The organism is Streptococcus sp. k-378, assembly GCF_013277505.1.
GTDB classification, from domain to species: domain Bacteria; phylum Bacillota; class Bacilli; order Lactobacillales; family Streptococcaceae; genus Streptococcus; species Streptococcus pseudopneumoniae.
Window position 1 is genome coordinate 1 of the sequence record NZ_VMNC01000089.1, and the last position, 10741, is coordinate 10741.

Here is a 10741-nt window from a genome sequence, read left to right on the forward strand (position 1 = left end):
CTAGTTTCCTAGTTTGCTCCTTGATTTTCATTGAGTATAAGATAAAAGCAAAGGTCTAACAAGTGATGTAGCCCTTTTGAGTTATACAAGCAAATTACCATGCAAAAGCTGTCGTTGGAGCATTGAGCGCTTTTAACCATTGTTTATTTTTTACAGGGCAAAGAGTTACGGATATACCTGCCATATCCAGATTGGTCATAAATGTTCCTGATTTTATAAAGGTAATAGTGACTCCTTCAATTTCTAAGAGTTGAAGGATATCATTGATAAATATGCCCATTTCTAGGTTGCTAGTAGTGCCTAGATTATTTACAAGCAATATAAATTGATCACCCTTTTTCCAATGATAGTGCAATCTTAATTTGCTTATAATTTCATTTGCCAGGATTTCCGATGATTGAAATGGGACAATACGATAACCTTCTTCACCGTGTATCCCAATACCATAGGAAATATTTCCTTCTTCCAAGTTAAATAGTGGAAGGGTGGCTTGAGGGAGGCTAGCAGATTTCGTTGCAAAGCCAATTGTTGCGATTTCGGGAGCAAGTTCATGACCTAAATCAGTTAGTTGCTCGATGTCGGCACCATTTTGAGCTGCATATCCTAGAACTTTATGAAGTAAAATAGTCCCTGCAAGCCCTCTTCCTCTAATTTGAAATCTATTGTGAGGTTCAATAGAAATATCGTCGTGTGCTAGACTATAGCCGACCTTAATTCCTTCTTGTCTAGCAGTATTAATGGCCCAGCTAAATTCTTTGATGTCTGCTTCGAAATTTTTTACAATGATGAAGACACCGTGACCATTGTTTAAAAAACGAATGGACTCTAAGATTTCAGTTCTTGTAGGAGGAGTAAATAATTGGCCATAGATAGCAGCGGTAAGCATGCCTTCTCCCACATATCCAATATGCGCAGGTTCGTGACCGGAACCTCCACCCGACAATATTGGAACCTGATGAGGATTGCGATTTTTTTGATAGACTAGTGGTAAAGTAGGGTGTTTTTCTAATTCAGGATGACTGCTGACAGTTGCTGAAATGTAACTTGAAATAATTTTTTGTTTATGATTTGAAATAAATGTCATTGTGGTCTCTTTCCAATAATTGTCATGATTAGAAAGTCTGGTTGTGGAACTGGACTTTTTTTATTGACGTAAGCCTTCACGATTTCTGCTAGAGCATGTGAATGATAGTCTAACAAAAAACAAGTATAGGCAGATGAATCGCTATCAATCTGACCATATTCTCTTAAAATTTTTGATACAAGCAAGCGACAGTAGCTGATAAATTGGTCATAGAAGTTATTTTGCCCTTGAATATCAAAAAGTTGAATATAAAAGTCACGCTCTTGTTCGAAATAAAGAAATAATTCTTGTAATAGTTTTTGGCCTGAAATGAAGTCCAAGTTATTGGTGATATACTCGGTTAAGTCAGTTTCAAATATCCAGTCTAGCAGTTCATATTTGTCAAGAAAATGATTGTAAAAGGTCTGTCTACGAATGCCAGCTGATTCCATGATATCTACAATGGAGATTTTATCAAATTCTCTAGTAGCTAATAGGTCTCTAAATGCCTTGGCAATCCGTTTTTTTGTAATGAGTGATGATGCCATAGGAAGCCTTTCTTTTACTTACTTCATTTTACCAAAAAAATGTTTGAAACGGGTTTAAAAGGGGACAAATAATAGAATCTGTCCCTTATCATCCAGCAATAAAAAGTATATAATGAAATCGAAAACAAAGGTAGATGCCGAAAGGAGTTTCTCATGAAAAAAATTATAAATGAACAGACACAAGTTGTTGATGAAATGTTGCAGGGGTTGTCATTCATGCATGATGACTTGGTTCAACGCTTAGATGGTTTTGATGTTATCGTTAGAAAGGCAGAAAAGACAGGAAAAGTTGGACTCATTTCAGGTGGAGGTTCAGGACATGAACCCAGTCATGCTGGATTTGTAGGAGATGGAATGTTGTCTGCTGCCATTTGTGGAGCAGTCTTCACTTCACCTACTCCGGACCAAATTTTAGAAGCCATTAAGGCGGCTGATGAAGGTGCTGGAGTTTTCATGGTCATCAAGAACTATTCTGGTGACATTATGAACTTTGAAATTGCACAAGAACTTGCTGAAATGGAAGGTATTGATGTAGCAAGTGTTGTAGTCGATGATGATATTGCGGTTGAAAATAGTCTCTATACCCAAGGCCGTAGAGGTGTTGCAGGTACTATTTTAGTTCATAAAATTTTGGGTAATGCGGCTCGTTCTGGTAAATCATTATCTGAAATGAAGGACTTGGCCGACAAACTTGTCTTAGAAATTAAAACAATTGGATTAGCTCTATCTGGCGCTACTGTTCCAGAAGTTGGGAAACCAGGATTTGTTCTAGAAGATGATGAATTTGAATATGGAGTTGGTATTCACGGTGAGCCAGGATATAAAAAAGAGAAAATGCAACCTTCAGCACAATTGGCCTCAGAATTGGTTGAAAAACTATCTGAAGGTTTCCAACTTAAGGCTGGTGAACGCTATGGCCTTCTCATCAATGGTTTAGGAAGCACTCCTCTTATGGAGCAATACGTATTTGCAAATGATGTGGCTAAATTGCTCCATGAAAAAGGTGTTGAGTTGGCATTTAAGAAAATTGGAAACTATATGACATCAATCGATATGGCTGGCTTATCATTAACATTGATTCGATTGGCAGATGATGAATGGTTGGATGCTCTAAATGCACCTGTTACTACACCAGCTTGGTAAAATTCAAGGAGGAAATGTCGCATGAATGCTGAACAAGCTCTTGAATGGATGAAGCTTTTTAATGAAAAGATTCAAGAACAGAAAGATTACCTTAGTGAGTTAGACACTCCGATAGGAGATGGAGACCACGGTGGAAATATGGCGCGTGGCATGGCTGCAGTTATGGAAAACTTAGAAGGAAAGCAATTTGAAACTAACAGTGATGTGTTTAAACTTGTCTCAATGCAACTGCTGAGTAAGGTAGGCGGTGCTTCTGGTCCCTTGTATGGCTCTGCTTTTATGGGCATGGCCAAGGCTGACTCTAATTCGAAAATAGAGGAAATCTTACAAAGCGGTTTGGATATGATTGTCAAACGTGGGAAAGCAGAAGTTGGAGAAAAGACAATGGTTGATGTTTGGACTCCTGTTATTGCTGCTTTGTCTGCTGGTCAATTGACTCAAGAGGTTATTGATAAGGTAGTGAATGCTACCAAAGATTTACTTGCAACTAAAGGAAGGGCGTCTTATGTAGGAGAACGTTCTCTTGGACATATTGATCCTGGATCATTCTCATCAGGATTACTCTTTACTGCTCTTTTAGAAACTGGGGTGGTTTGATGGAAAGTATTGGTCTTGTTATCGTTTCACATTCCAAAAACATTGCAGAAGGTCTTGTTGAACTGATTAGTGAAGTAGCTAAAGATGTTCCAATTACTTATGTAGGAGGAACTGAAGATGGAGGAATTGGAACAAGTTTTGATCAAGTAGATAGGGTTGTTTCCGAAAATCCAGCAGATACTTTATTAGCCTTTTTTGACCTAGGTTCTGCTAAAATGAACTTAGAAATGGTGGCTGATTTCAGTGATAAAAGTATCATCATCAATAGGGTTCCAATTGTAGAAGGTGCCTATACTGCAGCTGCTCTTCTTCAGGCTGGTGCAGAACTGTCAGTTATTCAAACACAGTTGTCTGAGCTTGAAATCAATAAATAAGGAATTTTACTATAACACTTTTTATAGGTGGGCTATTGATTATCTCAACTATCAAATTTTAAGTAAATAAAAAGGGATTGCTTTGGGCAGTTCCTTTTTATTTTAACAAGAGTAAACCTATAGTGTTTCTAAATTGTGAATCATTCAAAACTGATTGTGATGAGACTATTCTAGCTTTAGAATCCTTCAAAAATTAAAGTTTAAGGCAATCAATTACTTAGAAGAGTACGAAAACATTTAGTTTATAGGAATTCTAAGTCTAGAATTGCATAGATATTTATGAAGTTAGGGTGTTCGATAGTTAGGATTGTTCTATTCTGAACGATTTGAGCTGTTAGTTGTATAGAAAGTGTTCGAATTTTTTCAAGTGATTAAATTAGTTAATTGTATGAGGTGCTTTATGATATAATGTTCTTAATGAATTTTCAGAAAGGAAAACCTCAAATTGTCCTACAAATTTCTACTCTTCGACCTCGACCACACTCTTCTTGATTTTGATGCTGCTGAGGATGTGGCTTTGACCCAACTTCTAAAAGAAGAAGGAGTTGCGGATATTCAGGCTTATAAAGATTATTACGTTCCTATGAACAAGGCTCTCTGGAAAGACTTGGAGCTGAAGAAAATCAGTAAACAAGAGCTGGTTAACAAGCGCTTTTCTCGTTTATTTTCTCATTTTGGACAGGAAAAAGACGGTAGTTTTCTAGCCCAGCGTTACCAATTTTACTTAGCCCAACAGGGACAAACGATTTCAGGCGCTCATGAACTTTTGGACAGTCTCATCGATCGTGATTATGACTTGTATGCTGCGACAAATGGCATTACTGCTATCCAGACAGGGCGTTTGACTCAGTCTGGTCTGTCACCTTATTTCAATCAAGTCTTTATCTCTGAGCAGTTGCAAACACAAAAGCCTGATGCTCTCTTTTATGAAAAAATTGGTCAACAGATTGCAGGTTTTAGCAAAGAAAAGACGCTGATGATTGGAGATTCCCTAACCGCCGACATTCAAGGCGGCAATAATGCTGGGATAGACACTATCTGGTACAATCCTCATCACCTCGAAAATCACACACAAGCCCAGCCTACTTACGAAGTCTATTCCTTCCAAGATTTGCTGGATTGTTTAGATAAACTGTAAAAAGTGGTTTCCATAGCCACTTTTTGCTATAATAGAGGCAGTAAAAATGAAGGAGTCGGCTATGCAACACTCGTCTTGGCATGCTTTGATTAAGGCGCAATTACCTGAGGGTTATTTTGGGAAAATCAATCAGTTTATGAATCAGGTCTATGGTCAGGGGACTGTTTATCCACCCAAGGAAAAGGTTTTTCAGGCTCTCTTGACCACACCCCTAGAAGACGTTAAGGTGGTGATTCTAGGGCAAGACCCCTATCACGGGCCAGGTCAAGCGCAGGGTTTGAGTTTTTCTGTACCTGACTCTATCCCAGCTCCGCCATCCTTGCAAAATATCTTGAAAGAATTGTCAGATGATATCGGGGTTAAGAAATCTCATGATTTGACAGCTTGGGCTGAGCAAGGAGTCTTGCTTCTTAATGCTTGTTTGACAGTTCCTGCTGGACAGGCCAATGGTCATGCTGGTCAGATATGGGAGCCTTTTACGGATGCTGTGATTCAGGTGGTCAATCATCTAGATAGACCAGTCGTTTTTGTACTCTGGGGAGCTTATGCACGTAAAAAGAAGGTCTTAGTTACCAATCCTCATCACTTGATTATCGAATCAGCCCATCCCAGTCCTTTGTCGGTTTATAGAGGATTTTGGGGTTCCAAGCCTTTTTCCAAGGCCAATGCATTCTTAAAAGAGACAGGACAAGAGCCAATCGATTGGCTTAGATAAGGAGAGAATATGCCTCAGTTAGCGACAATTTGCTACATTGATAACGGGAAGGAACTGCTCATGCTCCACCGTAATAAGAAACCCAATGATGTCCATGAAGGGAAATGGATTGGTGTGGGTGGTAAGCTAGAGCGAGGAGAGACCCCTCAGGAGTGCGCGGCGCGTGAAATCCTCGAAGAAACAGGGCTCAAAGCCAAGCCAGTTCTAAAAGGTGTCATCACTTTTCCTGAATTTACGCCAGATTTAGACTGGTACACCTATGTTTTTAAGGTGACAGAGTTTGAGGGCGATTTGATTGACTGCAACGAGGGAACGCTGGAATGGGTTCCCTATGATGAGGTTTTGAGCAAGCCGACTTGGGAAGGTGACCATACCTTTGTTGAGTGGCTTTTAGAGGACAAACCCTTCTTTTCAGCCAAGTTTGTTTATGATGGGGATAAATTGTTGGATACCCAAGTTGATTTCTATGAATAAAGGAGAAAGCATATGCTACTAATCAAAAATGGTCGTGTAATGGATCCCAAGTCTAGTTTGGATCAAGTGTGTGATGTTTTAGTTCAAGATGGGAAAATTGTCAAAATTGCGTCTGAGATCACGGAAGAAGGAGCAGAAACGATTGATGCTAGTGGTCTAGTAGTTGCTCCTGGCTTGGTTGACATTCACGTTCATTTCCGTGAACCTGGTCAAACTCATAAAGAAGACATTCATACTGGTGCCCTAGCAGCCGCTGCAGGTGGTTTTACAACGGTTGTTATGATGGCTAATACCAGTCCAACTATCTCGGATGTAGAGACTTTAAAAGAAGTTCTGGATTCAGCTGCCAAAGAAAAGATTCATGTTAAGACGGTTGCGACCATTACTAAAAACTTTAATGGCCAAGATTTGACAGACTTTCAGGCACTTTTAGCAGCTGGTGCGGTTGGTTTCTCAGACGACGGTATTCCGCTTGAAAGCAGTAAAGTTGTCAAGGAAGCTATGGAAGAAGCTAAAAAGCTTAATACCTTTATTAGTCTTCATGAGGAAGATCCAGGTTTGAATGGGATTCTTGGCTTTAATGAAAATATCGCTAAAGAACATTTCCATATCTGCGGTGCGACTGGGGTGGCTGAGTATGCTATGATGGCGCGTGATGTCATGATTGCCTATGCAACTAAGGCTCATGTTCACATCCAGCATTTGTCGAAGGAAGAGAGTGTTAAAGTAGTGGAGTTTGCTCAGGGGTTAGGTGCAGAAGTCACAGCAGAAGTAGCGCCACAGCATTTTTCTAAGACCGAAGCACTCCTTTTGACACAAGGAAGTAATGCCAAGATGAATCCTCCACTTCGTTTGGAATCAGATCGTCGTGCCGTGATTGAAGGTCTCAAGTCAGGTGTCATCACAGTTATCGCAACTGACCATGCGCCTCATCATGCAGATGAGAAAAACATTGAGGATATTACCAAAGCGCCATCTGGTATGACTGGTTTGGAAACATCTCTTTCCCTCGGTTTAACTTATTTGGTAGAAGCTGGGGAATTGACCTTGATGGAATTGCTTGAAAAAATGACCTACAACCCAGCTAAACTTTATAACTTTGAAGCAGGTTACTTGGCTGAGAATGGTCCAGCGGATATTACTATTTTTGATGCTAAGGCTGACCGCCTTGTGGACTCCCATTTTGCTTCCAAAGCAGCTAATTCACCATTCATCGGTGAAACCTTAAAAGGGCAGGTTAAATATACCATCTGTAAGGGACAAATTGTCTATCAAGCTTGATAGGAGTTGGAATATGAATTATTTTCGAAAACGTAGGGAGAGAAAAGCAAAATCTAATAGCGGAATTTACTGTCCCGCATCTAATCGTTCTAAAATTCAATATGAAACTAAAGAAAAAGCTGACCATGCGGTTCAATATGATAATGGAGGTTTAGTTAGAAGCTATTATTGTCGTACATGTGCGTGTTGGCATACTACTTCAAAATCTAATAACCCTCCGCTAAGTTTGAAAAACTATGGTCTGAAACTCTTTGGTTTAGATAAATCAGAATAGAAAGAGAAGTATGTATAAGACAAAGTGTTTACGAGAGAAGTTAGTATTATTTTTAAAGATATTTTTCCCAATCCTGATCTACCAATTTGCCAATTATTCTGCCTCTTTTGTTGACACTGCAATGACAGGTCAATACAATACTATGGACTTGGCTGGTGTATCTATGGCAACCAGTATCTGGAATCCTTTCTTTACCTTCCTAACAGGGATTGTGTCGGCCCTGGTGCCCATCATTGGTCACCATCTTGGTCGTGGCAAAAAGGAAGAAGTTGCATCTGATTTTTACCAATTCATCTATCTGGCCTTGGGTCTATCTGTGGTCTTGCTGGGGATGGTAGTTTTCCTGGCACCACCCGTTTTAAATCATATCGGACTAGAAGTACCAGTGGCAGCAGTAGCGGTTCGCTATCTCTGGTTTTTATCTATTGGAATTATCCCCTTGTTACTCTTTAGTGTCATTCGTTCCTTGCTGGATTCGCTGGGTTTGACCAAACTGTCCATGTATCTTATGCTTTTGTTACTTCCTCTCAATAGTGGATTTAACTACCTCTTGATTTACGGAGCCTTTGGTGTTCCAGAACTGGGAGGTGCTGGGGCTGGTTTAGGAACTTCTTTGGCTTACTGGGTCTTGCTGGGGATTTCTGTTCTGGTTTTATTTAAACAGGAGAAGCTCAAAGCCTTACACCTTGAGAAACGAATTCCACTTAATATGGATAAAATCAAGGAAGGAGTTCGCTTAGGTCTTCCTATTGGGGGAACTGTCTTTGCGGAAGTGGCTATCTTTTCCGTGGTTGGTTTGATTATGGCTAAGTTTTCGTCCTTGATTATCGCTAGTCACCAGTCAGCTATGAACTTTTCAAGCCTCATGTACGCCTTTCCTATGAGTATCTCATCGGCTATGGCTATTGTCGTTTCTTATGAAGTGGGAGCCAAGCGATTTGATGATGCGAAAACCTATATTTGTCTAGGAAGATGGACAGCCCTCATTTTTGCAGGATTCACTTTATCTTTCCTTTACATTTTTAGGGGAAATGTGGCTAGTCTTTATGGTAACGACCCAAAATTTATCGATTTGACAGCGCGTTTTTTAACTTATAGTCTTTTCTTTCAGTTAGCAGATACCTTTGCGGCACCGCTTCAGGGAATTTTACGGGGTTATAAGGATACAGTTATTCCTTTTTACCTTGGTTTGGTTGGCTATTGGGGCGTAGCAATCCCAGTGGCTATGCTATTTGATTCCCTAACAGATTTTGGAGCTTATTCTTACTGGATTGGCTTGATTATTAGTTTGGTTGTGAGTGGAGCGCTCTACCGTTGGCGTTTAACTGTGATTATGAAGAGATTTGAATCCAGAAAAGCTTGATTTTTAGAATTCCTACAAGCAAAAATATCAATCCTTATCTGCATTATTTTTGCTATAGTTAAATTAGTAGTAGGAAAATGAGAACTTCAAAAATATAGAAACAATTGATATTCCACACCACTTTACTGGGATCAGATATAAAGAAAAAGAAGTTGCTTATTTTTAGCAGCTTCTTTTTTTGATAAATATTTTACATAAGTTATATTACGTAAAATTATAAACTATCCAAGGCATTTTTTTGTTCATCATTGACGATATGGGTATAGAGGTCAGTGACTTGTGTACTGGCATGTCCTAGCTGGTGACTGACCAAAACTTGCGATTTAGTAGCATCATAGAGCCTAGTTGCTAGGGTATGGCGCAGTTTATGGGGTGTTACACGGACTTTGAAGTCCTCTGAGTATTTAGCAACCATTTTCTCAACGCTGGAAGCGTCAATACGATTGGGAACACCTCTATAGAGTGTCAAAAAGAGGGCTGTGTCTGTTTTTTCCGTCTTATAGCGTTGATTTCGAATGGCCAGATAATTCTCTAAATAAGGCTTAGCAAAGGCAGCAACATTGACCGAATCGCGTTTGCCACCTTTTCGAGTGACATCAATAACCATCATTTTTAGATTGAGATCTCTTAAATCCAGATTAACAGCTTCAGATAAGCGAACACCCGATGCCAAGAGAAGGGCAATAATGGCTAAATCTCGTTCTTTATTTTTGTTGAATGATGAGAGAGCTCGATTTGAAAGCTGTTGTGGGTACTCTTGGTCAATATAAGTTAGAAAACCTTCTGTTTCATCACCTAAAAAGAGTTTTTGCTTGATGTTTTCAGCTCTGGCAGCAAGCGTTTCTTTCTTTTTTTTGGTTGAAACTTTCTTCATTACATTACGATAAAAATAAGGCTCTCCCTGATCGTTTTCAACTTCCTCAGTCAAATACTTATAAAGACTAGAAAGTGCTGACAAAGTCCGATTAATGGTTGTCTGAGAAACTCCTTGCTTGGTTGTATTAGCATTCAGCAAAGGACGTTCACGTAGATAAAGGATAAAAGATTCCATGTCTTTCTTAGACATATTTTCCAAAACTGATAAAGGAATATCGGACATTTTATCAGCGTTTGAAATACCAGACTCCAAAACCCAGCCGAAAAATCGATCGTATTCCTTGAGGTATTCGTACAAGGTTGTAAAACTATAGGGGACAGCAAGCTTAGATTGGTAGTATTCCAGAACATACCAAGGCATGATTTGTTTTAGTTTGTCGATTCGTTCCAATAAAATCTCACGTTTCATGTATTTTCTCCATAAGTAAGTCTACTAGTAGTATAGCATAGACCTATATATTTTTCAAGAAAATTATAGTTTTTCGGAAAGATGATATAGAGCTTTTTAAAGAAGACTTAGACCTGAGTAAAACAGATCTAAGTCTTTGGAGTTTCTATTGAGAATCATTAGCTAGTGCTTTTTCTAGTTTCCAAATACTAAACCAGAATGAAATAGTCAACAGAATAAAGAAAATCATAAAGAACTCACCCATTAAACTTCTGTTAATACTACACAACTGAAGAGCTATATAAGGAGCTATGAGATACAAAATACATTGTATAATTGCTATTGTTTTCTTTTTCATGATTTTAATCTTACTGTACAGATTTGATACAGTAAACTCCTTTCTAGCTTTATGCTTTATCATTTCTAACTTAATTATAGTCTTATTTTACCAAAGTTCAATTATTTGTATGTAAAATTCCTTATCTGTAAAAAGTCATAACCACCCGT

At 38.9% G+C, this 10741-nt stretch carries 12 protein-coding genes; 9 read left to right on the plus strand and 3 right to left on the minus strand.

Annotation, left to right across the window (positions count from 1 at the left end; translation table 11 throughout):
* Positions 1 to 94: 94 nt before the first annotated feature.
* A complete protein-coding gene (gene dhaQ, locus HT719_RS08850; protein WP_172928922.1) occupies positions 95 to 1084 on the minus strand; it encodes a DhaKLM operon coactivator DhaQ in 990 nt (329 codons plus the stop codon).
* Positions 1081 to 1611, minus strand: coding sequence for a dihydroxyacetone kinase transcriptional activator DhaS (gene dhaS, locus HT719_RS08855; protein WP_172928924.1), 531 nt, complete (start codon positions 1609 to 1611; stop codon positions 1081 to 1083). Before dhaS ends, dhaQ begins: the two co-directional genes overlap by 4 nt.
* Before the next feature lie 153 nt (positions 1612 to 1764).
* Here dhaS and dhaK point away from each other — a divergent pair, with 153 nt between their 5' ends.
* The 9 genes from dhaK to pdrM all read left to right on the plus strand — a co-directional run bounded on the left by dhaK (position 1765) and on the right by pdrM (position 8970).
* Complete coding sequence (dhaK, locus tag HT719_RS08860) at positions 1765 to 2754, plus strand: dihydroxyacetone kinase subunit DhaK (RefSeq protein ID WP_119947484.1); 990 nt, start codon at positions 1765 to 1767, stop codon at positions 2752 to 2754.
* Between the two features lie 21 nt (positions 2755 to 2775).
* Positions 2776 to 3351: a dihydroxyacetone kinase subunit DhaL gene (gene dhaL, locus HT719_RS08865; protein WP_000990804.1), complete on the plus strand. Its 576-nt coding sequence runs from the start codon at positions 2776 to 2778 to the stop codon at positions 3349 to 3351.
* Positions 3351 to 3725 carry a dihydroxyacetone kinase phosphoryl donor subunit DhaM gene (gene dhaM / locus HT719_RS08870; RefSeq protein ID WP_023939072.1) on the plus strand — a complete coding sequence of 125 codons (375 nt, stop codon included), beginning with the start codon at positions 3351 to 3353 and terminating at the stop codon, positions 3723 to 3725. Before dhaL ends, dhaM begins: the two co-directional genes overlap by 1 nt.
* Before the next feature lie 445 nt (positions 3726 to 4170).
* Positions 4171 to 4863 (plus strand): YjjG family noncanonical pyrimidine nucleotidase, encoded by a 693-nt coding sequence (locus HT719_RS08875; RefSeq protein WP_000120613.1) that lies wholly within the window; start codon positions 4171 to 4173, stop codon positions 4861 to 4863.
* 61 nt (positions 4864 to 4924) lie between these two features.
* On the plus strand, positions 4925 to 5578 hold the full coding sequence (locus tag HT719_RS08880; RefSeq protein ID WP_101514555.1) for a uracil-DNA glycosylase: 654 nt from the start codon (positions 4925 to 4927) through the stop codon (positions 5576 to 5578).
* Positions 5579 to 5587: 9 nt separating this feature from the next.
* Positions 5588 to 6052 carry an 8-oxo-dGTP diphosphatase gene (locus tag HT719_RS08885; protein WP_001135768.1) on the plus strand — a complete coding sequence of 155 codons (465 nt, stop codon included), beginning with the start codon at positions 5588 to 5590 and terminating at the stop codon, positions 6050 to 6052.
* Between the two features lie 12 nt (positions 6053 to 6064).
* On the plus strand, positions 6065 to 7333 hold the full coding sequence (locus HT719_RS08890) for a dihydroorotase (protein ID WP_172928926.1): 1269 nt from the start codon (positions 6065 to 6067) through the stop codon (positions 7331 to 7333).
* A 13-nt stretch (positions 7334 to 7346) separates the two neighbouring features.
* A complete protein-coding gene (locus tag HT719_RS08895) occupies positions 7347 to 7607 on the plus strand; it encodes a hypothetical protein (protein ID WP_001105920.1) in 261 nt (86 codons plus the stop codon).
* Positions 7608 to 7617: 10 nt separating this feature from the next.
* On the plus strand, positions 7618 to 8970 hold the full coding sequence (gene pdrM, locus HT719_RS08900; RefSeq protein ID WP_031222889.1) for a sodium-coupled multidrug efflux MATE transporter PdrM: 1353 nt from the start codon (positions 7618 to 7620) through the stop codon (positions 8968 to 8970).
* A gap of 214 nt (positions 8971 to 9184) precedes the next feature.
* On the opposite strand, the gene xerS is transcribed toward pdrM, so the two are convergent.
* Positions 9185 to 10255, minus strand: a complete 1071-nt coding sequence (gene xerS / locus HT719_RS08905) for a tyrosine recombinase XerS (RefSeq protein ID WP_023941207.1) — start codon at positions 10253 to 10255, stop codon at positions 9185 to 9187.
* Positions 10256 to 10741 lie beyond the last annotated feature (486 nt).